Here is a 23,574-nt window from a genome sequence, read left to right on the forward strand (position 1 = left end):
GCCCCGCTCCTTAAATGAATACCGGTTCCGGTTCCAGTTGCACGCCATAGCGCGCCGCCACGTCGGCCTGGATCGCCCGCGCCAGCCGCACCACGTCCTCGCCCCTGGCATCGCCCAGGTTGACCAGCACCAGCGCCTGCTTCGGATACACGCCCGCCGCGCCCAGCGCGCGGCCTTTCCAGCCGCACTGGTCGATCAGCCAGCCGGCAGCCAGCTTTTCGCTGCCGTCCGGCTGGGTGTGGTGCACCAGCTCGGGATAGTGCGCCAATAGCTGCGCGCACGCCGCGCTGGACACCACCGGGTTCTTGAAGAAGCTGCCGGCATTGCCGATCTCGGCCGGGTCGGGCAGCTTGCGGCGCCGGATCGCTTCCACCGTGCGCCCGACGTCCAGCGGGGTCGGCGCATCCAGTCCGCTGTCCGCCACCGCCCGGGCCAGCTCGGCATAGCGCAGGTTGGGCTGCCAGCCGGCCGGCAGCGCGAACGTCACGTCCAGCACCACCAGCTCGCTCCCCTCAGGGTGCTTGAAGATGCTGTCGCGGTAGCCGAAGCGGCAGGCCGCGGCGTCCAGCGTGGCGACGGTGCCCGTGGCCATGTCGTAGGCGGTGAGCGAATGGAACACGTCCTTCGTTTCGGTGCCGTAGGCGCCCACGTTCTGGATCGGCGCCGCGCCCACCGTGCCCGGGATCAGCGACAGGTTTTCCAGCCCGCCCAGGCCCTGCGCCAGGGTCCACTGCACGAAAGCGTGCCAGTTTTCGCCGGCCTGGGCGCGCACCAAGATGCGGCCGTCCTCGTTGCCCAGCACTTCCTTGCCCAGGCCCGCCATGTGCAGCACGATGCCGTCAAAGTCGCGCGTGAACAGCATGTTGCTGCCGCCGCCCAGCACCAGGCGCGGCAAGGCCGCCAGCGCCGCGTCGGCGCGCACCGCGTCCAGTTGCGCCGCCCCGATCACCCGCAGGTAATGCCGGGCCCGCGCCGGCAGGCGGAAGGTGTTGAGGGAGGCGAGCGAAAAATCGTGTTCGATGGTCAGGTGTGCTGGCATGGTGGCGGCAGGTTTTTTGGCCATTATAGGGGCAAGGACGCGCCCCACCCCTTGCCGGACCGGCAAAACAGGTCGCCCCACGGCCGCGTTGTCCGTTAAAATAGAGGGAATCATCTATTTGCACCAACAAAATAAGGAAATCCCATGCCGTCGTTTGATGTCGTCTGCGAAGCAGACATGGTCGAAGTGAAGAACGCTGTCGAACAGTCGAACAAGGAAATCACCACCCGCTTCGACTTCAAGGGAAGCTCGGCCAATGTCGAGCAGAAAGAGAAGGAGCTGACCCTGTTCGCCGATTCCGACTTCCAGCTCAGCCAGGTCAAGGACGTCCTCATCAACAAGATGTCCAAGCGCAAGGTCGACGTGCGCTTCCTCGACGAAGGCAAGGTCGAGAAGATCGGCGGCGACAAGGTCAAGCAGGTGATCAAGGTGCGCAACGGTATCGAGACCGAGGACGCCAAGAAGATCACCAAGCTCATCAAGGAAAGCAAGATGAAGGTCCAGGCCAGCATCCAGGGCGAATCGGTGCGTGTGACCGGCGCCAAGCGCGACGACCTGCAGGCCGCCATGGCCCAGCTGCGCAAGGATATCCAGGACCTGCCGCTGACCTTCAATAATTTCCGCGATTAATCAATTCGCGGGAGGCAAGGCCCGGCTGCTCGCGGGCAATGTCACGCAGCGGCCAGCCGCGCCAACCCCCGCCCCGCCTTGGGGTAGAATGACGCCCGTGCGCTCGCAGGGCGCGTCGATGCATTTGTACGCGTAGGGAACTACCGTAGTCTAAGGATTGCAATGAAACGTGTTGATGATTTCCGCCTGCGAATGGGCAACAAGGAATATGTTCCCATCATGATCGGCGGGATGGGCGTGGACATCTCGACCTCCGAGCTGGCGCTCGAGGCTGCCCGCCTGGGCGGCATCGGCCATATCTCGGACGCCATGGTGCAGGACGTTTCGGACCGCAAGTTCGACACCACCTTCGTCAAGGACAAGACCAAGCTCTACAAGTTCAACATCAACAACATGAACAAGGCGGTGGTGCAGTTCGACCTCGACCGCCTGGCCGAGGCGACCCGCCTGCACGTGGGCGCGACCATGGAAGCGAAGCAAGGCGATGGCCTGGTGTTCGTGAACTGCATGGAAAAGCTGACCATGAACGCGCCCAAGGAAACCCTGCGCACCCGCCTGTCGGCGGCGCTCGACGCGGGCATCGACGGCATCACCATGTCGGCCGGCCTGCACCTGGGCTCGTTCGAGCTGGTCAAGGACCACCCGCGCTTCCGCGACGCCAAGCTGGGCATCATCGTCTCGTCGGTGCGCGCGCTGCAGCTGTTCCTGCGCAAGGTTTCGCGTCTCAATCGCCTGCCCGACTACATCATCGTCGAAGGCCCGCTGGCCGGCGGCCACCTGGGCTTCGGCATCGATGACTGGAAGCAGTACGACCTGCACACCATCATGGACGAGATCCATGTGTACATGCGCGCCGAGCAGCTCGATATCCCCGTCATCGCGGCGGGCGGCATCTTCACCGGCTCGGATGCGGTGGGCTTCCTCGAAAAAGGCGCGGCCGGCGTCCAGGTGGCGACCCGCTTCACCGTCACCCACGAGTGCGGCATGCCGGATGCGGTCAAGCAAGAGTACTTCCGCGCCAGCGAAGAAGACATCATCGTCAATGGCGTCTCGCCGACCGGCTATCCGATGCGCATGCTGAAAAGCACGCCGGCGATCGGCTCCGGCATCCGCCCGGGCTGCGAGTCCTATGGCTACCTGCTGGACGCCACCGGCAACTGCGCCTACATCAATTCGTACAACCGCGAAGTGCAGGCCAGCCCGGACGGCAAGAACATCTCGGTACTGGACAAGACCTGCCTGTGCACGCACATGCGCAATTTTAATTGCTGGACCTGCGGCCACTTCACCTACCGCCTGAAGGACACCACGCACCGCCTGGCGGATGGCAATTACCAGATCCTGTCCGCCGAGCACGTATTCAAGGACTACCAGTTCAGCGTCGACAACGCAGTCGCGCTGCCGGAAAAGCAGGAGATCGCCGCGGCGTAAGCATCACGCTGTCCGATATCCCGAAAGCCACGGTTCGCTGTGGCTTTTTTGCATTGCGCCACCGTCCAGCGAAGCCGTGTAAGCTGGCGTTTCGACGAGCGCTTTTTGCGAAGGGTGCCGGCATGTCCACCATCGAACCATCCGCACAGGTGACCTTCCTGACCGATGACGACGGCAAGGTCGTGACCTGGAATCCTGCCTGTGCCACGCTGTTCGGCTGGACCCCGGAACAAGCCCCCCGACACGCGCTGACCGAACTCGTCGCCGGCGAGGCATCCTGGGCGGCGCTGGCCGCCGCCGGCGGTGGCCACCTGCAGCTGCGCATGGCCGGCGGCCACGAAGGCGCCGCCACCCTCACCCTGCTGCGCCAGTACGATGCCCTTGGCCGGCCGCAGGGCTGGAGCGCCAGCATCCTCGTCGCGCCGTCCGAATCGCCCGATGAAAGCGAACGAGTCGGCAACACGCCGCTCGCGCGCGTGGTCGACCTGCTGCCCGGCACCTTCTACGCGATCAACCGCGCAGGCCGCTTCGTCCTCTGGAACGACAACCTCGAGCGCCTCACCGAGCTCACGCCCGACGAACTGGCCGCGGCCCAGGTGATGGACATGTTCGAGCCGCGCGAGCGCGCGCTGGCGGCCGAGAACATCCGCCGCGTGTTCGAGGAAGGCGCCGAAGTGTCGATGGAAGTGAACTATGTCTCGCGCAGCGGGCGCGAGACCCCGATGATGGTCGGCGGCGCGCTAGTGGCCTGCAACGGCGGCAGCTACCTGTTCGGGATGGGCATCAACATTGCCAGGCGGCGCGACAAGGAACGCCAGCTGCGCCTGAGCGAGCGCGCCCTGCACGCGGCCAGCAACGGCATCGTGATCACCCGCTGCACGGGGTCCGACAACCTCATCGAGTATGTCAACCCGGCCTTCGAGCACATTGCCGGCTACACGGCCAGCGAGTCGATCGGGCGCGACCCGCGCTTCATGGCGGCGCCCGAGTTCGACGCCTACGAGCGCAGCCAGGTGCGCATCGCCGTCGCCGAGCGGCGCGCGGTCAACGTGGTGTTCCGCAACAAGCGCAAGAACGGCGAGCTGTTCTGGAACGACCTGGGCATCACCCCGGTGCGCGACGAATACGGCGAAGTCACCCACTTCATCGGCGTGCTGCAGGACGTCACCGCCCTGAAGGAACGCGCCGACCACCTCGAGCACGAGGTCAACCACGACGCCCTGACCGGCCTGGCCAACCGCACCCTGCTGTGGGACCGGCTCGAGCACGCCGTGCACCTGGCGCAGCGCCACAAGACCATGGTGGCCGTGGTGCTGATCGACCTGAACAACTTCAAGACCATCAACGACACCTTCGGCCACCAGGCCGGCGACGTGGTGCTCAAGGTGGTGGGACGGCGCTTGTCCGCGGCGGTGCGCGACAGCGACACGGTGGCGCGCATGTCGGGCGACGAATTCGTGCTGGTGCTGGTCGACCAGCCGTCGCTGCGCTTCACCTTGCGCATGGCCGAGCGGCTGCGGCGCTCGCTGGTCATGCCGGTGGCCTTCGACGGCAACGAGATCCCGGTCGGCGCCAGCCTGGGCGTGGCGATCTGCCCGCACGACGGCTGCACGCCGGCCGAGCTGGTGCGCGCGGCCGACATGGCGATGTACCAAGCCAAGAGCAATGGCGGCGGCGTGCACTTCTTCTCGCCCGAGATGCGCTCGGCCAGCGAAAAGCGCGCCGCCCTCACCAACCGCATCCGCAATGCGCTCGAACACGACGAGCTGTTCCTGCTGTTCCAGCCGCGCATGGATGCGCGCAGCGGCAAGGTGCGCGGCTTCGAGGCGCTGCTGCGCTGGCGCCATCCCGAGCAGGGCGTGATGCTGCCGGCCTCGTTCCTGTCCGAGGCCGAGGAGTCAGGCCAGATGATCGACATCGGCAACTGGGTGCTGGACCAGGCCTGCGCCTTCGTCCACCAGCTGCGCCAGCTCGGCTACACGGGGCTGCCGGTGTCGGTCAACGTGTCCTACCGCGAGTACAGCCAGATCGGCTTCATCCCCGGCATCGCGGCCCGCATGCAGCAGTACGGTTTGCCGGCGGGCAGCCTCGAGATCGAGATCCCCGAGGCCGACCTGATCCGCAACCCGGGCCTGGGGCGCGACTTGTCGGCGCAGCTGCACGACACCGGCGTGTCCCTGTCGATCGACGAGTTCGGCAAGGGCATTTCCGACCTGTCCTTCCTGCGCCAGCTGCTGGTGCGCCAGGTGAAGCTGTCGAAGTCGGCGGTGCACGACATCGTCGCCGAGGGCAACGGCAGCCAGCTGGCCAAGACCCTGATCGACATCGGCCACAACCTCGAACTGGCGGTGGTAGGGGAAGCGGTGGAGACGGAAGCGCAGGTGGACTTCCTGCGCTCGCATGGCTGCGACCAGCTGCAGGGACAGTGGTTCAGCGAGCCGCTCGCGGCCGAGGCGGTGCACCGCATGCTCGACCAGCGCTACCACGCACAGTAAGCCGCCGACTTCCTGCCTCAGCAGCATGATCGACGTCCCGGCCGCCGAAAGTGCTTGCAATAGTTAGATGTTTAGCTAACAATCAATCATGAGCTCCGTTTTCAAAGCCTTGTCCGACCCGACCCGCCGCGCCGTCCTTCAGCACCTGCAAGGGGGACCGATGGGCGCCGGCGAACTGGCCGACCTGTTCGATGTATCGAAGCCGACGATGTCGGCCCATTTTGCCGTGCTGGTGGCGGCCGGCCTGATCGCGCCCGAAAAACATGGGCGTACGATCACTTACCGGCTCAGGTTGTCGGTGCTCGAGGACGCGCTGCTGGCGTTCGCGCAAACCTTCGGCCTGAACGTCACCCGGCCAGCACAACCACGCAAGGAGAAACCATGACATCGCTGACCCCGATCTGCCGCGCCCTGCTTGGGGCTGCATTCATCCTGGGCGCGGCCGCGCTGCTGGCCTGGGCCGCGCCGGCCTGGCTCGACCCGGAATGGGCGCGCCGGCTGGGCGGTGCGCTGCTCGGCGCCGTGGTGGTGGTGTACGCGAATGCCATCCCGAAAGCGCTGGTGGAACGCGCCCGCATGCGCTGCACCTCGCCCGGCGCCGACCAGGCCGCCCGCCGCTTCGCCGGCTGGGCCCTGGTGCTGGGCGGGCTGGCCTACATGCTGGCCTGGCTGGTGGCGCCGCTCGACAAGGCGGGCATGATTGGCGGCCTGGCGCTCGGCGCCGCGGTCACCTGGGCAGCGCTCGGCTGCATGCGGATCGGTACGACGCAGCGCGGCGCCGGCCGCTAAAACTTGGTTCTTACCACCGTGACAACCTAGGGAGACTTCATGCTTGCAATGCTGATGGGCGTAAAAAACATCGCACCGGCCGCACTGGCCGGACAGCTCGACGGCGGGCGCACCGTCGTGATCGACGTGAATGCCCAGCAGTCGTGGCTGAAGGCGCGCGTGCCGGGCGCGCTCAGCCTGGGTGTGGAATTCGACGCCGCCGCCCTGCCGCCGGATCGCAGCGCGAGCCTCGTCTTCTATTGCTCCAATCCGCTGTGCAGCAAGGCGCCGCGCGCGGCCCGGCGCGCCGGCAAGCTTGGCTACACCGATGTACGCGTGATGGCGGCAGGCATCACTGGCTGGATCGCAGCCGGCCTGCCGACCGACAGCGGCGCATAAGCGGCACATACGCGGCGGATCAGCCGTCCTTGTTGATCCGGTTGACGAGGGCGCCGAGCACATCCTCGGCCAGGTCGTTGTCCACCTGGCAGGTGCCCGCGTTCTCGTGCCCGCCCCCGCCGTATTCCAGCATCAGCGCGCCGATATTCGTGTTCGACGTGCGGTTCAGGATCGACTTGCCGGTGGCGAAGACCGTGTTCTGCTGCTTCACCCCCCACAGCACGTGGATCGAGATATTCGTCTCGGGGAACAGCGCGTAGATGATGAAGCGGTTGCCGGCATAGATCACGTCTTCGCTGCGCAAATCGAGCACCACCAGGTTCTTGTGGACCTGGGCGCAGCGCCGGATCTGTTCCTTGCAACGCTCGCTGTGCTCGAAGTACAGGGCGGTGCGCTCGCGCACGTCGGGCAGCTCCATGATCTGCTCGATCGAGTGCTGGGCGCAATAGTCGATCAGGGCCATCATGAGCTGGTAGTTCGAGATGCGGAATTCGTGGAAGCGCCCCAGGCCCGTGCGCGCGTCCATCAGGAAGTTGAGCAGGTTCCAGCCCTGCGCGAACAGCACTTCGTCGCGCGAGAAGCGGGCCGAGTCGCCCTTGTCCACCGCCGCCATCATGTCGCTCCAGCTCGCCGGGAACACTTTGGCGCCGCCGTAATGGTCGTACACGACCCGCGCGGCCGATGGCGCTTCGGGGTGGATGATGTGGTTGGCGCGCACCCCGGTGTTGCGGATGGTTTCCGACAAGTGGTGGTCGAACACCAGGTGGGCCGCCGCCACGTAAGGCAGGTTGGTCGTGATGTCGCGCGCGCTGATGGCGATTTTGCCATCCTGCATGTCCTTCGGATGCACGAACAGGATGTCGTCGATCAGGTCGAGGTGCTTGAGCAGCACTGCGCACACCAGGCCGTCGAAGTCGCTGCGGGTCACAAGTCGGAAACGTTGGTGGTCGGCTGACATCGGCACATCCTTTCAAGGAGAGCAAGAGCGGGGGTCGTCGTCCGCGGGCGGTTCCGGGTAAGCGGGCAAGGCCGCTCCCGAAAGATCATACCTTGCAATGTTTCCGATTGTCAGCTTTTGCGTTGGCGCATCCTGGCTGGGCTGGACGCCATCCATTCCCCGGATCATGCAGGCTGTCGCACGGCAGTAGCCTGCAGCGGCCGCCAAGGGTAAAGTTGCATCATCCCAACAGATGTGGCGGTCGGAAATGTTGTATTTCCGGCACGCGCAGGCGGCAACGCGGTACACTCGCCGCTCGCACCAAGATTTGACGAAACCAACACCATGCAAGCCAGGAACACCAACCAGCAGTATTTTTCCAGCGTCCTGTCGTGGCTCTACCGCGGCTTCGACGCGGTGGCGACCTGGGTCACCCAGCTGTCGTGGTGGAAGTTCCTGCTGTTCGCGATCCTGACCCTGACCGCCGGCGCGATCCTGCAGGAAGAACTGTTCTCCGGCCCCGCCGAAGAAGAAATCACCCGCGCCGAGCGCGAGGCCGGCCGCCGCAGCGATGCCGCCATCCTGATCGACGAACGCGGCATCCACTACAACCCGCGCAACCGCACCCGCAGCGGGGCCAGCACGGCGCCGCCGGAAGCGCCGAGCGCGCCGCCAGAGCCCGGCGCCGCGCCCGAAGCACCGGTCGCGCCGGCCGCCCCGGGCGTGCCCGCCCCCGCCACCACGCCCAACCCGCCGGCCGCGGGCGCCAGCAGCGAATCGGTCCATATCGAACTGCCACCGCAGATCGGCGAAGAATTGTCGAACGCGATCGAAGCGGCCGTGGAAGACGCGGCCGAACAAAAGGTGTCGCGCTACCACAAGCAGGCTTCGACCTGGTTCATGAACTTCGTGATCCTGTTCGTGCTCGCATTATTCGGCACCAAGGCCCTGGTCGGCGGCAAGAAACGCGCCGACGCCGAGGTGCAGGTGGCCAATGCGGCGGCCGAGCGCGAAGCGATGCAGCGCCAGCTGTCCGAGACCAAGATGCAGATGATGCAGGCGCAGGTGGAACCGCACTTCCTGTTCAACACCCTGGCCTCGGTCGAGCACCTGATCCAGGTCGATCCGCCGCGCGCCTCGGCCATGCAGCGCAGCCTGATCCAGTACCTGCGCGCGGTGCTGCCGCAGATGCGCGACAACGCCGTGGTCACCGGCCTGGGGCGCGAAGTGGACATGGTGACGGCCTACCTGAACCTGCTGCGCATGCGCATGGAAGAGCGCCTCACGGTGGTGATGCAGGTCCCCGACAGCCTGCGCAGCGCAGCATTCCCGCCGATGATGCTGCAGTCGATGGTGGAAAACGCCATCAAGCACGGCCTCGAATGCAAGCCCGAAGGCGGCACCCTGAAGATCCAGGCGGACGTGGTCGACAACCGCTTGCGCGTAACCGTCACCGACGACGGCGTGGGGTTTGGCGTGGTGCCGAGCGACGGCACGGGCCTGGGCCTGCAGACCATCCGCGACCGCCTCAAGCTGCTGCACGGCGACGCCGGCCAGCTGCACATCGCCGCCAACAGCCCGACCGGCGTGATCGCGATGATCGAAGTGCCTTACCACGTGTCGAAATAAGCGCCCCTGCGAGATTTATCCGCAGCAACTTGCCTGCGGGGCGATTTCATTGAATAATTGTCACCTAACTTTGCTACCGGATCGATCATGCCTACCGCGATTATTGCCGACGACGAAAGACTGATGCGCGACCAGCTGCGCCTGCGCCTGTCGGAGGCCTGGCCGGAACTGGAGATCCTGGGCGAAGCCAAGAACGGCGAGGAAGCCGTGGAACTGGTCGAGCAACTGAACCCCGACCTGACCTTCCTCGACATCCGCATGCCCGGCAAGACCGGCATGGAAGCGGCGCGCGACATCGGCGATCGCAGCCAGGTGGTGTTCGTCACCGCCTACGACCAGTACGCGGTGGAAGCCTTCGAGCGCGGCGCGGTCGACTACGTCCTCAAGCCTACCGAACCGGAGCGCCTGAAGGTGACGGTCGACCGCCTCAAGCAGCGCCTCGAGCGCCCGGCCGGCAAGGTGAACGACAGCGTACAGGCGATGCTGTCGCAACTGGCCGAAAAGATCGGCGCGCCGAAGCCGAAGCACCTGCAGTGGATCCAGGCCAGCATCGGCCAGGACCTGCGCATGATCCCCGTGGAAGACATCCTGTTCTTCCGCTCGGACGAAAAATATACCTGCGTGCAGACGGCGTCGTTTGAGGCCTTGATCCGCAAGCCGGTGCGGGATTTGGCGGAAGAACTGGATCCGTCGCTGTTCTGGCAGATCCACCGGGCCACGCTGGTAAACGTCAACGCGATCGAGGGCGTGACGCGGGATATTCGCGGGCGGCATCTGGTGCTGGTGAAGGGGCGGCCGGAGAAGCTTGAGGTGAGCAGGAGTTTCTTGCATTTGTTCAAGCAGATGTAAGGCCGCGTCTTCACTGTCGTTGGACTACGGCTGTTCCCTGCGTTATCCCCAAAACCGTCGTACGCGCCAGTGGCGCGCATGACGGATCATATGTTGGGGTGGTAAATACCTCCCCGCCCCCTTTGTCTCGCATCAACCCCCCTCCCTCCCCCACGCCGTAATGTAGAGCTTCCGGCCTTTCCACGGCCCTTACTGGCAGCTTTCCCGCATGACACCACAGCGACGCTTCCGCCGGCGCAACGCGGGGACCGCGGTTCTCGTGTTCTCGTTCCTGGGCGGTTATTGTGCCGGCCATGCGGCCGCCGCCATGCGCCGGACGCGCAGCGTGCGGCGGACCATGCGCGAACTCGACGGCCGGCGCATCGTGCACAGCGCGAGCGACGCCATCCTCTCCATCGACGAGCACGCCGTTATCCTGTTCGCCAACCCGGCCGCCGCGCACATGTTCGCCAGCAGCGTGCTGGCCATGCAGGGCAGCTCGCTGGCGCGCTTCATCCAGGCATCCGGCCGCAAGGCCGACACGCCCTACGATTACTTCCCTTCCGGCGGTGGGCGCGCGGGCCGGCGCGCCACCGACTACGCGGTCACGGGCATCCGCGCCAATGGCCAGCTGTTCCCGATCGAAGGCTCGATCTCCACCGTGCAGCACGACGGCCACCAGGTCTGCACCGTGATCCTGCGCGACGTCTCCGAGCGCCACCTGGTGCAGCAGAAGCTGGCGCGCTCGCACGACCAGTTGCGCCAGCTCTCCACCGCCCTGCAGACCATCCGCGAAGAAGAGCGCACCCACATCGCACGCGAGCTGCACGACGACCTCGGCCAGCTGCTGGCCTCGCTGCGCATGGACCTGACCCTGCTCCAGCAGTACAACCCCATGCCCGAGCCGGGCCAGCGCCTGGTCGAAGGCATGGAAACCAACCTGCTCATGGCCATCGCTTCGCTGCGCCGCATCGCCACCAACCTGCGCCCGCGCGCGCTCGACGAAGGCGGGCTGTTCTTCGCGCTGCAGGGCCTGCGCGACGACTTCGTCGAGCGCCACGGCATCGCCTGCACCCTGCTGGCCGAAGAAGACGCGCTGCGCCTCGACGACGCCGCCAGCACCGCCATCTTCCGCATCGTGCAAGAGGCGCTCACCAACATCGCACGCCACGCCGGCGCCACGCGGGTGCTGCTCAACCTCGACCGCAGCGATGGCGAGCTGCTGCTCACCATCCGCGACGACGGCCGCGGCATCCGCACCGAAGACATGGAAAAGAAAGAGTCGCTGGGCCTGGTCGGCATGCGCGAACGGGTCTGGAACATGCGCGGCGAGATCACCATCAGCAGCGACGACGAACCCGGCACGCGCATCGATATCGTGCTGCCGCTGGAGCACCGCAACATCGAAGAAGAAGTCGGTCACTGAGCAGCAAACCATGCACCGGCAGGCCTTGGGCATATCAGGATGTCACGTAGCAACATGTCACTAAGCCGACATATTCGCTAGGTAACATTCGCAGCGATCCGAGTGATTAGTAACTCGACATCCTGTCCAAACCTACTGGAGATCTTCATGAAGTATAAGTACCTGGCAGCTGCCCTGCTGTCCTCCCTCCCGCTGTTCGCCCAAGCCCAGACCAACGTCACCATCTATGGCGTGATGGACGCAGCGGTTGCCGTGGAAGACACCGACGCACCGGGTGAAGACCGTCGCACCGTGATCAATTCGGGTAACCAGTCGAGCAGCCGCATCGGCTTCCGTGGTACCGAGGAACTGGGCAACGGCCTGAAAGCAATGTTCAACATCGAAGCCGGGGTCGCCCTCGACACCGGCGCCGCCGATTCCGCGCTGTTCGGCCGCCGCGCTGTGGTCGGCCTGCAAGGTAACTTCGGCACTGTGACCGTGGGCCGCGAATACAGCCCGATCGCCGCTGTCGCCGCCGCCACCGACATCCTGGGCCAGGGCATGTTCGGCAGCAACCTGTCGGCCTTCGGCACCAACCGCCTGACCCGCCGCCTGGCCAACTCGGTGAATTACAAATCCAACGCGCTGAGCGGCTTCACCGTCAACGCCGCCTACTCGGCCGGCGAGCGCACCGCCGACCCGTCGGCCGACCTGGTGGGCGTGTCGCTCGAATACAAGAACGGCGGCCTCTACCTGGGCGCGGGCTACCACCAGTACGAGCGCCTGGCCACCGGCGACGACAAGGAAATGGCGATCGGCGCGGGCTACACCATGGGCGCCTTCGAGATCAAGGGCAACTACCTGGAAGCCGACCTGACCGGCGCCAACAACGCCTACAAGAACACGAACTTGGGCGTGGCCTACACCACCGGCGCCAACAAGTTCTTCGTCAACTTCCAGCAGCAGAAGATCGAAAGCGGCGCCAAGGGCAACACCGTGTCGCTGGCCTACACCTACACGCTGTCCAAGCGCACCAACATCTACTCGACCTACGCGCAGCTGCGCAACAACGGCCGCGGCGTGTTCGGCATCAGCTCCTCGTCGACCGCGGTCACCCCGCCGGCCACCGCGCTGGGCGCCGATCCGTCGGTGTTCACCGTGGGCGTGCGCCACGCGTTCTAAGAGCCTCCTCACACGCGGCGCTCGCCGCGTGCGCAACACCGATGCCGGCACACGCCGGCATTTTTCGTGGCGCGGCTAGCGGCACAACACTCCGCTGCACGGCAGCGCCGCGTTCAGGTCCACCACCGTGCTGTGGCCCGGGCTGCCGGTCGGCGGCGCAACGCCCTTGCCGATGATGAAGGCGGACGAATGGGCGCCGAACAGTCCCGCAGGATACGCGAAGGGCTTCATCACCACGTAGCCGTCCTCGAGGCGCCGCAGCAGCTCCGGCCGCGGCGGTCCGGCCTGGCCGGCGGTGGCGCGGAAATGCGCCCGCACCACCTCGATATCCGACGGCGCAACCGGGCGCAGGATGCCGCGCGCTTGAGCGTCCTGCAGGCCCGGCTTGCCGGCCTGGGGCGCCGCGCGGTCGCGGAAGGACTCGGGCGGCGTATCGGGCGACGTGACATACCCTTGCAGCGGCCGGGTCGACTCGGTGATCTCGATGCGCCCGCCGCGCGCCTTCGTGTAGACGCTGGTGGCATTGCGCCGGAACGCCTGGCGCGCCGACGAATTGACCGAGTCGAGCGAGGCGCCCTCGTTGAAGTAGCGGTAGCCGCAGGCCCCCCTTGGCTCGTAGCTGGTGGTGATGACGGGCGTACCCTTGGGCAGCCCGGCTACCGCCTGCCGGTGGTAGCCGGTGGCGAATACCGCGACGATGCGGGTGCCTTCGCTCCAGCCGACCGACCAGATCGTCGGGTCGTAGGCGCCAAGCACCAGCGCCACCGGTTTATCCGCATGCACCGCGATGTCGAACTGGGTCGCCTGGCTGCCGCTCTGGTCGATCTGGAAGGGCAGCCTGCGTCCGGCATAGCCGCCCGCGACCACCACGATGGTGTCGGGCGGAAGCTCCGCTTCCATGAACGAACAGGACTGCGCCGGCGCGGGCGTCTGGCCGCGCGGGAACTGGTACGGCGCCTCGAGCGGTGCGGGCACGGGCTTGGGCGGAGGCGGGGCCGGGAACGCGAACGGCACCATCGCGGCGCTGGCCGCCGGCGCCTTCGCGGCGGACGGCTCCAGCGTGCCGGGGGTGAGCTGCACCAGGCCGGCCAGTTCCTTGCACAGGTCGGGCTCGCCGAGTGTGGCGCGGTCCTGTTCGTGGCAATACCATTTCACCCTGCGCTCGACCTGCGCGCCGATCTTCGTGCTCACGCCTGCCGCTGCGAACAGCTTCACCCGCTGCAGGTTGGTCTCGACGTGCTCGCGCCGGCCACGGGACATCGGCGCTGTCGCTGCGAGCACGGCATCCTCGACCAGGTTCTGGGCCGGGCTGGATCCGCTGAAGGGAATGGCGAGCCGGGCGCCGCGCGCGATGAGCAGCGACGCGATGCGTGGATCGCGGCAGAACCGGATCGGATACTCGTCGTTCTTGCGTCCGTTGACGTCGGCCTTGCCGGCATCGATCACCGCGGCCAGCGCAGCGCGCCGCAGCGCCGGCGCGGCGTCGGTCGATTGCGGCCGGCCCTCGCACTGGAACAGGATGTCCTTGTCCACCGCGGGCTCCACGCCGAGCGGCTTGTCCAGCAGGTAGCGCACCACCGGCGTGTTACCCGCCCCTACCGCGTATCGCAGCAGTGGGCCGGCGTCGCAGGTGGCGCCGGGCGTCCCCTCCAGGATGGACAAGGCCTCGCGCGTACGCAACGCGGCCTGCTCGGCGGCTGTGGCCTGCCTGGCGAAGCCCAGTATGCGCGCCGGCTTGGCCTGCTTGATGCGAAAATCGAGCCAGTCGCGCAGCGCGGCATCGACCTGCGCGGGCGTGCCGCTTGCGAGCAGCTTGCCGTTCGGGGTAGCCGGGAAATAGGTGCAGCCGGTCCCGCCGACGGCCAGGGCGTCCGGTGCTGCCGCAAGGGGCAGCGACACGGCCAGGCCGGCCTGCGCCAGCACCTTGCGCGACAAGCGTCGGGATTCGTGGCAAGGTAGAGAGTGCAATGGCATGGCGAAGCCTGGTGAGGATGAGGGATACAGCATAACAAGTTTCCGCACGGCAAAATCCGCTCTTTCTCACTACCACAGGCGATGGTTCGCCTCGCTGCGTCCCATGGTTGTCCCGCTTACCTGCGTGGCGCAAGCGAACGTGGCCTGTTTTTCAAGTTTAATACGCCTTTGACAGCAATGCGGTGGTGCGCAGGCGGTGTGGCGGGCGCACACGATTGACACAATGGGCGATTGCACAGCATTGTGTTCGGTATCATCGTCAGTAAATTTGACAGTTTTTATTCCCGGTTTCCGGTGAAGGGGTTAGCGCATGACTACAGCGACACGGCGGCTTGACGGATTCCCGGGCGGTTTCGACATCGCACAAAGGGACACCCTCCATGCGGACCAGCTGGCAACGCTGCGCACCGCCATCGAAGAGCGCATCGCCGCGCTGCTGGCCGAATGCGGCGACGCCGCCGACCCGCTGTGCGCCGCCATGCGCACCGGTGCGCTGAGCGCCGGCAAACGCATGCGCCCACTGCTGGTGATGCTGGCCGCGCGCGACCTGGGCTGCACCTCGCCGGCCCTGGCCGACGTCGCCTGTGCGGTCGAGATGGTGCATGCGGCCTCGCTGATGCTGGACGACATGCCCTGCATGGACAATGCCCAGCTGCGGCGCGGCAAGCCGGCCATCCACGTGCAGTACGGCGAAGACGTCACCATCCTCGCCTCGGTTGCCCTGCTCAGCCGCGCCTTCGGCGTGCTGGCCACCGCCCAGGACATCCCGCCCCTTACCCGCACCCGCCTGGTCGGGAGGCTGGCCGAGACCATCGGCACCCAAGGCCTGGTGCGCGGCCAGTTCCAGGACCTGCACGGCGGCGCCCGCACGCTCGACGCCATCGCCACCACCAATGAACTCAAGACCGGCGTGCTGCTCGGCGTGGCGGTCGACATGGCCGCCATCATCGCCCAGGCCAGCGACGGCGTGGCGCAGTCGCTGCGCGCCTTCGCGCTGGCGGCGGGTCACGCCTTCCAGATCCGCGACGACTTCCAGGACCTGCCCGGCAATGACAGCGCGGTCACCGGCAAGGACACCGGCCTGGACCTGGGCAAGACCACCCTGCTCGCCTCGGTCGGGGCCGACGAGGCCCAGCGCCGCCTGGCCCGGCACCTGCACGACGCCCAGCGCCACCTGGACGCCGCGCTCGGTCCCCGCAGCGCCACCCGCCAGTTCCTCGAAAGCCTGTTCGCGCAGGACCGCGGCCGCCCGCGCCTGCCCACCGAGGCGACGCGATCCCGCGAAGCCCTGGTGAACTGATGGCCCATTTTGGTGTTGTTGCACCCGCGTTCTTCAGCCATTTCAATGCCCTGGAAGCGCTGGCCGGCGAACTGGCCGCGCGCGGCCACCGCGTGACCTTCCTGCAGCGGCCGGACGCCGCCGCCTTCCTGCGCGATCCGCTGGCAGCCTTCCATGCGGTGGGGGCCGACCGCTATCCGGCCGGCTCGCTGGCGGCTTCGCTGCGGCGCGCCGCCAACCCGGGCGGGCCGCTCGGACTGCGCGGCGTGATCCTCGACATGGCGCGCAGTACCGACATGCTGTGCCACGCGCTGCCGCGCGCCATCGACGCGCTCGGGATCGACGCCATCATCGCCGACCAGATGGAAGCGGCCGGCGGCCTGGTGGCCGAGGGCCTGGGCATTCCCTTCGTCTCGGTCGCCTGTGCGCTGCCGGTGAACCGCGAACCGGGCATCCCGCTGCCCGTGATGCCTTTCGCCTATGCCGACGACGCGCGCGGCCACCAGATGGTCGAAGGCAGCACCCGGGTCTACGACTGGATGATGGGGCCGCACCGGCGCAGCATCGACGCCAATGCGCGCCGGCTGGGCCTGGGCGGGCGCGGCGCGCTGCACGAGTGCCTGTCGCCGCTGGCCCAGGTCAGCCAGACCATCGAGGCATTCGACTTCCCGCGCCGCGCACTGCCGCCGCACTTCCACCACGTGGGGCCGCTGCGCCGCCCGAATGGGCGCGGCAGCGCGCCGGACCACGCACCGATGCCGGCGATCGCACCCGGCCGGCCCTTCGTGTTCGCCTCGCTCGGCACGCTGCAGGGCCAGCGCTTCGGCCTGTTCAAACGCATCGCCACCGCCTGCCGCGCGCTCGACGCCCAGCTGCTGGTGGCCCACTGCGGTGGGCTCGATGCGGGCCAGGAGCGCGCCCTGGAACGGCACGGGGCGACCTGGGTCTGCGCCTTCGCCAACCAGGGCGCCGTGCTGGCGCATGCCGACGCGGTGGTGTCGCATGCTGGCCTGAACACGGTGATGGACGCGATCAGCGCGCGCACGCCGATCCTGGCGCTGCCGATCGCCTTCGACCAGCCGGGCGCGGCGGCGCGCGTCGTCCACGCCGGCATCGGCCTCAAGGCATCGCCGCGCTTCGCCGGCAGCGCCACCCTGCGCGGGCAGCTGGCGCGCCTGCTGGGCGAGTCCAGTTTCGCCACCCGACTGGAGGCCATGTCCTCTAGCGTGGAGACCGCCGGCGGCGCGGCGCGCGCGGCGAGCATCGTCGAGTCTGCCCTGGGCCTCGGCCAGGTGCGGGAAAGCGTGGCCGCAGGTGGATAAGCCGGCGCCCGACTACGACCTGGTGCTGGCCGGCGGCGGGCTCGCCAACGGCCTGCTGGCCTGGCGCCTGCGCAGCGTGCGCCCCGAGCTGCGCATCCTGCTGCTCGAAGGCGGCGAGCGCATCGGCGGCAACCACACCTGGTCCTTCCACGACAGCGACCTGACTCAAGAGCAGCAAGCATGGATCGCGCCGCTGGTCTCGCACCGCTGGCCGTGCTACCAGGTGGCCTTCCCGGAACTGGCGCGCACGCTGGAGGGCGGCTACGCCAGCATCGCGTCGAGCGATTTCGCGCGCGTCATCGAGGCCGCTCTCGGCCCCTGCTTGCGCACCGGCGCACGCATCGCGCGCCTTACCCCGACCTCGGTGCTGCTGGCCAGCGGCGAAACGATCCACGCGCACGCCGTCATCGACGGGCGCGGGATGCGGCCGGCCGCCCGGCTCTCGCTCGGCTACCAGACCTTCCTGGGCCAGGAGCTGCGCCTGGCCGCGCCGCACGGGCTGGCGGCGCCGGTCATCATGGACGCCACCGTGCAGCAGCAGGGCGGCTACCGCTTCGTCTACCTGCTGCCCTTCGGCCCGGACCGGGTGCTGGTGGAAGACACGCATTACGTCGATACCGCCGCCTGGGAGCCCGAGCGCCTGCGCACCAATATCGCCGCCTACGTGCGCACGCGCGGCTGGCAGGTGCTGGAGGTGCTGCGCGAGGAACAGGGTTCGCTGCCGATCGTGCTGGCCGGCGACTTCGACGGTTTCTGGGCCGACCTGGCCGGGCAGCCCAGCAGCGGGCTGCGCGCCGGCCTGTTCCACCCGACCACCGGTTACTCGCTGCCGCACGCGGTGCGGCTCAGCGAGCGCATCGCCGCCCTGCCCGACCTGGCTGCCCCGGCGCTGTTCGACGCCATCCAGGACGAGGCCCGGCGCGAGTGGCAGGGCCAGCGTTTCTACCGCCTGCTCAACCGCATGCTCTTCCTCGCCGGCCGTCCCGAGCAGCGCTGGCGCGTGATGCAGCGCTTCTACCGCCTGCCGGCGCCACTGATCGCGCGCTTCTACGCCGGCCGCCTGCACCTGGCCGACAAGATCCGTCTGCTGAGCGGCAAGCCGCCGGTGCCGGTGCTGCAAGCCTTGTCCGCCGCACGCAAGATCCACCCCGAACAGATCAGGAAACCCGCATGAACACCATGGTTGAACCCTTCCGGCAAGCGAAACAGGCGGTCGTCGTCGGCGCCGGATTCGGCGGGCTCGCGCTCGCCATCCGCCTGCAGGCCAGCGGCATGCAGGTCACGCTGCTGGAAAAGCGCGATAAGCCGGGCGGCCGCGCCTATGTGTACGAGGACCAGGGCTTCGTATTCGACGCCGGGCCCACCGTCATCACCGACCCGTCCTGCATCGAAGAGCTGTTCACGGTGGCCGGCAAGCGCATGAGCGACTACGTGGAGATGCTGCCGGTCTCGCCCTTCTACCGCCTGTGCTGGGAAGACGGCAGCCACTTCGACTACGTGAACGACCAGGAGGCGCTGGACCGCCAGATCCATGCGCGCAATCCCGCCGACGTGGAGGGATATAAACGCTTCCTCGCGTATTCGAAGGCGGTGTTCGAGGAAGGCTACCTGAAGCTCGGCGCCGTGCCCTTCCTGTCCTTCCGCGACATGATCGCGGCCGGCCCGCAGCTGGCGCGCCTGCAGGCATGGCGCAGCGTGTACAGCCTGGTGGCGAAGTTCATCCAGGACGAACACCTGCGCCAGGCCTTCTCCTTCCACTCGCTGCTGGTGGGCGGCAATCCGTTCGCGACGTCCTCGATCTACACCCTGATCCACGCGCTGGAGCGCAAGTGGGGCGTGTGGTTCCCGCGCGGCGGCACCGGCGCGCTGGTGCGGGGCATGGTGAAGCTGTTCGAGGACATCGGCGGGCGTATCGAAGTCAATGCCCCGGTGGCGCGCATCGAAACGTCGGGCAACCGCGTGACCGGGGTGCGGGTCGAGGATGGGCGCCTGTTCGCGGCCGACGCGGTGGCCTCCAACGCCGACGTGGTCCACACCTACGCGCAGCTATTGGGCCAGCACCCGCGCGGCGCGGCCGAAGGCGCGTCGCTGAGCAAGAAGCGCTTCAGCAATTCGCTGTTCGTGCTGTACTTTGGCCTGGACCACCATCACCGGCAGCTGCAGCACCACACGGTCTGCTTCGGCCCGCGCTACCGCGAGCTGATCAAGGATATCTTCCAGGGCGATACCCTGGCCGACGACTTCTCGCTCTACCTGCACGCGCCCTGCGTCACCGACCCTTCGCTCGCCCCGCCAGGCTGCGGCAGCCACTACGTGCTGGCGCCGGTGCCGCACCTGGGCAATGCGCCGATCGACTGGGACGTGGAAGGCCCGCGCTACCGCGACCGCATCTTCGACTACCTCGAACAGCGCTACATGCCGGGCCTGCGCAGCCAGCTCGTCACCAGCCGCATCTTCACGCCCTTCGACTTCCGCGACCAGCTCAACGCCCATGTGGGCTCGGCCTTCTCGCTGGAGCCGATCCTGACCCAGAGCGCCTGGTTCCGCCCGCACAACCGCGACAGCGAACTGTCCAACCTCTACCTGGTGGGCGCCGGCACCCATCCGGGCGCGGGGGTACCGGGCGTGATCGGGTCGGCCAAGGCGACGGCCGGCCTGATGCTGGAAGGGGTGACGGCATGAGCGAAGCGCTGATGGATCACGCCACCCGCACGATCGAAGTCGGCTCCAGGAGCTTCGCGGCGGCGGCGCGCCTGTTCGACCCGGCCACCCGGCGCAGCGTGCTGATGCTCTACGCCTGGTGCCGCCATTGCGACGACGTGGTGGACGGCCAGGAGCTCGGCTTCAACGTGGAGGGTGCCGCCCCGCATGACGCGGCCGCGGCCCTGGCCGTGCTCGACACCCAGACCCGCCGCGCCTACGGCGGCGCGCCGATGGACGACCCGGCCTTCGCCGCCTTCCAGGAAGTGGCGCTGTGCCACCGCATCGACCCGCGCTTCGCGCTCGACCACCTGGCCGGCTTCGCGATGGACGTCGATGGCGCGCGCTACGAGACCCTGGACGACACGCTGCGCTACTGCTACCACGTGGCCGGCGTGGTCGGCCTGATGATGGCCTCGATCATGGGCGCGCACGAGGACGCGGTGCTGGACCGCGCCTGCGACCTGGGCCTGGCCTTCCAGCTGACGAACATCGCGCGCGACATCGTCGAAGACGCGCGCATGGGCCGCTGCTATGTGCCGGCCCAGTGGCTGCGCGAGGCCGGCATTGCCCCGGACGAAGTGGCCGACCCGCGCCACCGCGCGGCGCTGGCGAAGGTCGCGGCGCGGCTGGTGGATCATGCGGAACCGTATTACGACTCGGCGCTGGCGGGTATCGCCGCCCTGCCCCTGCGCTCGGCCTGGGCCATTGCCAGCGCGCGCAATGTGTACCGCCAGATCGGCATCAAGGTAAAACGCCGCGGCGCGCACGCGTGGGACGAGCGCGCCGGCACCAGCAAGGCGATGAAGCTGTGGCTGCTGGCGAAGGGGGCCGCGACCGCGCTCGGCTCGCGCCTTAGTGGTCCTGCGATGCGGGCGCGTCCTGCGGCCCTGTGGCAGCGCCCTGGGCGCGCGGCGGACGCCCCCCATGCAGCGCATGCAACTGCCGCTTGAGCGTGGCGACCGGCGGCGCGTACAGGAAGCCGAAGGACACCGCGCCGTCCTTGCCGTCGACCGCATGGTGCATGCGGTGGGCCTGGTACAGGCGCTTGAGGTAGCCGCTGCGCGGCGTGTAGGTGAACGGCCAGCGCCGGTGCACCAGGCCGTCGTGGGCGACGAAGTAAAGGAAACCGTAAGCGGTCATGCCGGCGCCGATCCATTCGAGCGGATGGGCGCCGCGCGTGCCGAACCAGATCAGGGCGATGGCCACGCCCGCGAACACGATGGCGTACAGGTCGTTCTTCTCGAACCATCCCGTGCGCGGTTCGTGGTGCGACTTGTGCCAGCCCCAGCCGAAGCCATGCATGATGTGCTTGTGCGCGACGATGGAAAACACTTCCATCAGCACGATGGTGAGCAGGACGATGAAGGTATTGAGCAGCATGGCAAAAGCCTACCACGAACCCCGTGCCGGCACAGGATCCCGCCCCTGCCGGGCGCGGGTCATCGACGGTGCAGTATCGCAATTTTTGAAAGGAACAACATGCGTCATCCCATCACCGCCCTCCTCGCCTGTGCGCTGCTGTTCTCGGCCGCGCTGCCTGCCAGCGCCGCCACGGTCGAGGTGCGGGTGTCGAACGTCGCCGCCAGGGGCAAGGTCAGCGTCGCCGTGTGCGACCGCGAACGTTTCCTCAAGGAGTGCACCTACAGCGCGTCGGTGCCGGCGCAGGCGGGCGAGACGGTTGTCACACTGAAGGACATCCCGCCTGGCAATTGGGCGGTGCTGGCCTTCCAGGATGCGAACGAGAACGGCAAGCTCGACCGGAACTTCATCGGCATCCCGAGCGAGAACTACGGATTCAGTCGCGACGCGAAAAACCGCTTCGGGCCGCCGGGCTTCGACGACGCCGTCATCGAAGTGCGCGAGGGGACGACGGTGGCGGCGATTCGCCTCCACTGAGCCACTGTAATTACAGCAAGAAATATCGGTAGGAATTCGATAACTGTTCAGGTATCGTTGTGACCCACAAGCAGCCGGGGCGACACCCCGGCGATGATCGATGACACGCACGCAGGTTCATGCGCCTGCGCTTGCCAGCTACGGGGAACAAGTGAATGAATGAGTTGATTACCGCCATCAATGGCGTTGTCTGGAGTCCGGCGCTGATCGCGCTCTGCCTGGGCGTCGGCCTGTATTTTTCGATCCGCTCGCGCTTCCTCCAGTTGCGCCACATCGGCGGCATGCTGCGCCTTTTATGGGACGGCAAGAGTTCCGAGCAGGGTGTCTCGTCCTTCCAGGCGCTGGCCATGACCCTGGCCGGACGCGTGGGCACCGGCAATATCGCCGGCGTCGCCACCGCCATCACCTTTGGCGGCCCCGGCGCCGTGTTCTGGATGTGGGTCGTGGCCTTCCTCGGCGCCAGCTCGGCCTTCGTCGAATCCACGCTGGGCCAGGTCTACAAGGAATCGGTCGACAAGCAATTTCGTGGCGGCCCGGCCTTCTACATTGAAAAAGGCCTGGGCGTGAAATGGTATGCCGTGCTGTTCGCGCTGGTGACCATCCTCGCCTGCGGCGTGCTGCTGCCGGGCGTACAGGCCAATTCGATCGCCGAGAGCCTGAAAACGGCCGCCGGCGTCGATACCAGCTATACCGCCGTCGCGCTGGCTGTCGTGCTCGGATTCATCATCTTCGGCGGTGTCAAGCGCATCGCCCGTTTCGCCGAATTCGTGGTGCCTTTCATGGCGATCGGCTACATCCTGGTGGCCTGCTTCATCGTCGCCATCAACATCGACAAGCTGCCAGGCGTGCTGCAGCTGATCATCAGCTCGGCCTTTGGCCTGGACGCCGGTTTCGGCGCCATCATCGGCATGGCCATCATGTGGGGCGTCAAGCGCGGCGTGTATTCGAACGAAGCCGGCCAGGGCACCGGCCCGCACGCCTCGTCGGCCGCGGAAGTGAGCCACCCGGCCAAGCAGGGCCTGGTGCAGGGCTTCTCGGTCTACATCGACACCCTGTTCGTGTGCTCGGCCACGGCGTTCATGCTCCTGATTACCGGCCAGTACAACGTGGAAGCGCCGAATGGCACGCCGATGTTCATCGGCGTGCAGGGCGTGGCGTCCGGCCCGGGCTATGTGCAGACCGCGCTGGAAAACGTGATGCCGGGCTTCGGCTCGCTGTTCGTGGCGATCGCCCTGCTGTTCTTTGCGGGGACCACGATCGTGGCCTATTACTACATCGCCGAAACCAATATCGCCTACCTCAATCGCGCGACCAACCGTCCTTGGATGGGCGTGGTGCTCAAGCTGTGCATGATCGGCGCGACCATCTATGGTGCGGTGAAGACGGCGGACGTGGCGTGGGCGCTGGGCGACCTGGGCGTGGGCCTGATGGCGTGGCTGAACCTGATTGCGATCGTCTTGCTGCGCGACGTGGCGTTCACGTGTTTGCGCGATTATGAGGCGCAGAAGAAGCTGGGCAAGGATCCGGAATTCGATCCGGTAGCGCTGGGGATCAAGAATGCGCATTTCTGGGAGCAGCGCGTGGCCTTGAACAAGGCACGCTCGGACAGCGGCGTTGTTTCACCCAAGGACCTCGTCAACTAAGTGGTTCGACGCCA

The 23,574-nt window shown here is 67.1% G+C and carries 21 protein-coding genes; 17 read left to right on the plus strand and 4 right to left on the minus strand.

All coding sequences use genetic code 11. The annotated features are described in order from the left end of the window. Positions 1-10 precede the first annotated feature (10 nt). A complete protein-coding gene (murB, locus tag BM031_RS08625; protein ID WP_091873990.1) occupies positions 11-1,039 on the minus strand; it encodes a UDP-N-acetylmuramate dehydrogenase in 1,029 nt (342 codons plus the stop codon). Between the two features lie 144 nt (positions 1,040-1,183). Between murB and BM031_RS08630 the strand changes: the two genes are divergently transcribed. The 6 genes from BM031_RS08630 to BM031_RS08655 all read left to right on the plus strand — a co-directional run bounded on the left by BM031_RS08630 (position 1,184) and on the right by BM031_RS08655 (position 6,762). Continuing rightward, positions 1,184-1,669, plus strand: coding sequence for a YajQ family cyclic di-GMP-binding protein (locus tag BM031_RS08630; protein ID WP_091873858.1), 486 nt, complete (start codon positions 1,184-1,186; stop codon positions 1,667-1,669). A 162-nt stretch (positions 1,670-1,831) separates the two neighbouring features. Beyond that, complete coding sequence (locus tag BM031_RS08635) at positions 1,832-3,100, plus strand: nitronate monooxygenase (RefSeq protein WP_091873861.1); 1,269 nt, start codon at positions 1,832-1,834, stop codon at positions 3,098-3,100. Positions 3,101-3,222: 122 nt separating this feature from the next. Next, positions 3,223-5,595 (plus strand): sensor domain-containing protein, encoded by a 2,373-nt coding sequence (locus tag BM031_RS08640; RefSeq protein ID WP_091873864.1) that lies wholly within the window; start codon positions 3,223-3,225, stop codon positions 5,593-5,595. Between the two features lie 88 nt (positions 5,596-5,683). Beyond that, positions 5,684-5,980 (plus strand): metalloregulator ArsR/SmtB family transcription factor, encoded by a 297-nt coding sequence (locus BM031_RS08645; protein ID WP_091873867.1) that lies wholly within the window; start codon positions 5,684-5,686, stop codon positions 5,978-5,980. Further along, entirely contained in the window at positions 5,977-6,384 is a 408-nt protein-coding gene (locus BM031_RS08650; RefSeq protein WP_091873869.1) for a hypothetical protein, read from the plus strand. Before BM031_RS08645 ends, BM031_RS08650 begins: the two co-directional genes overlap by 4 nt. Positions 6,385-6,423: 39 nt before the next feature. Further along, positions 6,424-6,762 (plus strand): rhodanese-like domain-containing protein, encoded by a 339-nt coding sequence (locus BM031_RS08655; protein WP_091873874.1) that lies wholly within the window; start codon positions 6,424-6,426, stop codon positions 6,760-6,762. A 19-nt stretch (positions 6,763-6,781) separates the two neighbouring features. On the opposite strand, the gene BM031_RS08660 is transcribed toward BM031_RS08655, so the two are convergent. Beyond that, complete coding sequence (locus BM031_RS08660) at positions 6,782-7,720, minus strand: DHH family phosphoesterase (protein WP_091873876.1); 939 nt, start codon at positions 7,718-7,720, stop codon at positions 6,782-6,784. 324 nt (positions 7,721-8,044) lie between these two features. On the opposite strand from BM031_RS08660, the gene BM031_RS08665 reads away from it, so the two are divergent. From BM031_RS08665 to BM031_RS08680, 4 genes are all read left to right on the plus strand, one after another. Then, complete coding sequence (locus BM031_RS08665; protein WP_091873879.1) at positions 8,045-9,328, plus strand: sensor histidine kinase; 1,284 nt, start codon at positions 8,045-8,047, stop codon at positions 9,326-9,328. An 87-nt stretch (positions 9,329-9,415) separates the two neighbouring features. Next, positions 9,416-10,177: a LytR/AlgR family response regulator transcription factor gene (locus BM031_RS08670; protein ID WP_091873882.1), complete on the plus strand. Its 762-nt coding sequence runs from the start codon at positions 9,416-9,418 to the stop codon at positions 10,175-10,177. A gap of 208 nt (positions 10,178-10,385) precedes the next feature. After that, positions 10,386-11,582, plus strand: a complete 1,197-nt coding sequence (locus BM031_RS08675; protein WP_091873884.1) for a PAS domain-containing sensor histidine kinase — start codon at positions 10,386-10,388, stop codon at positions 11,580-11,582. Positions 11,583-11,729: 147 nt separating this feature from the next. Next, positions 11,730-12,743 (plus strand): porin, encoded by a 1,014-nt coding sequence (locus BM031_RS08680; RefSeq protein ID WP_091873887.1) that lies wholly within the window; start codon positions 11,730-11,732, stop codon positions 12,741-12,743. Positions 12,744-12,818: 75 nt separating this feature from the next. Here the strand turns inward: BM031_RS08680 and BM031_RS08685 are convergent, their stop codons facing one another. Next, positions 12,819-14,717, minus strand: a complete 1,899-nt coding sequence (locus tag BM031_RS08685) for a hypothetical protein (protein ID WP_143084536.1) — start codon at positions 14,715-14,717, stop codon at positions 12,819-12,821. Positions 14,718-15,027: 310 nt separating this feature from the next. Between BM031_RS08685 and BM031_RS08690 the strand changes: the two genes are divergently transcribed. From BM031_RS08690 to crtB, 5 genes are read left to right on the plus strand one after another with little or no spacing between them, the layout of a single operon-like run. After that, positions 15,028-16,017 (plus strand): polyprenyl synthetase family protein, encoded by a 990-nt coding sequence (locus tag BM031_RS08690; RefSeq protein WP_091873892.1) that lies wholly within the window; start codon positions 15,028-15,030, stop codon positions 16,015-16,017. Continuing rightward, positions 16,017-17,318 (plus strand): glycosyltransferase, encoded by a 1,302-nt coding sequence (locus tag BM031_RS08695; protein WP_091873895.1) that lies wholly within the window; start codon positions 16,017-16,019, stop codon positions 17,316-17,318. The genes BM031_RS08690 and BM031_RS08695 overlap by 1 nt, the downstream gene beginning before the upstream one ends. Further along, the gene (crtY, locus tag BM031_RS08700) at positions 17,311-18,492 is read left to right on the plus strand and encodes a lycopene beta-cyclase CrtY (RefSeq protein ID WP_091873897.1); all 1,182 of its coding nucleotides are present in this window, start codon (positions 17,311-17,313) and stop codon (positions 18,490-18,492) included. Before BM031_RS08695 ends, crtY begins: the two co-directional genes overlap by 8 nt. Further along, positions 18,489-20,000: a phytoene desaturase gene (locus tag BM031_RS08705; RefSeq protein WP_091873900.1), complete on the plus strand. Its 1,512-nt coding sequence runs from the start codon at positions 18,489-18,491 to the stop codon at positions 19,998-20,000. The genes crtY and BM031_RS08705 overlap by 4 nt, the downstream gene beginning before the upstream one ends. Beyond that, the gene (gene crtB / locus BM031_RS08710; protein WP_091873903.1) at positions 19,997-20,971 is read left to right on the plus strand and encodes a 15-cis-phytoene synthase CrtB; all 975 of its coding nucleotides are present in this window, start codon (positions 19,997-19,999) and stop codon (positions 20,969-20,971) included. Before BM031_RS08705 ends, crtB begins: the two co-directional genes overlap by 4 nt. Here the strand turns inward: crtB and BM031_RS08715 are convergent. Further along, positions 20,874-21,401 (minus strand): sterol desaturase family protein, encoded by a 528-nt coding sequence (locus BM031_RS08715; protein ID WP_091873905.1) that lies wholly within the window; start codon positions 21,399-21,401, stop codon positions 20,874-20,876. The genes crtB and BM031_RS08715 overlap by 98 nt on opposite strands. A gap of 99 nt (positions 21,402-21,500) precedes the next feature. Between BM031_RS08715 and BM031_RS08720 the strand changes: the two genes are divergently transcribed. Both BM031_RS08720 and BM031_RS08725 read left to right on the plus strand, forming a co-directional pair. Next, entirely contained in the window at positions 21,501-21,917 is a 417-nt protein-coding gene (locus tag BM031_RS08720) for a DUF2141 domain-containing protein (protein ID WP_091873908.1), read from the plus strand. A gap of 155 nt (positions 21,918-22,072) precedes the next feature. After that, positions 22,073-23,560 carry an alanine/glycine:cation symporter family protein gene (locus BM031_RS08725; protein ID WP_091873910.1) on the plus strand — a complete coding sequence of 496 codons (1,488 nt, stop codon included), beginning with the start codon at positions 22,073-22,075 and terminating at the stop codon, positions 23,558-23,560. Positions 23,561-23,574: the final 14 nt, after the last annotated feature.

This window comes from Massilia yuzhufengensis (genome assembly GCF_900112225.1).
Lineage (GTDB): Bacteria > Pseudomonadota > Gammaproteobacteria > Burkholderiales > Burkholderiaceae_D > Telluria > Telluria yuzhufengensis.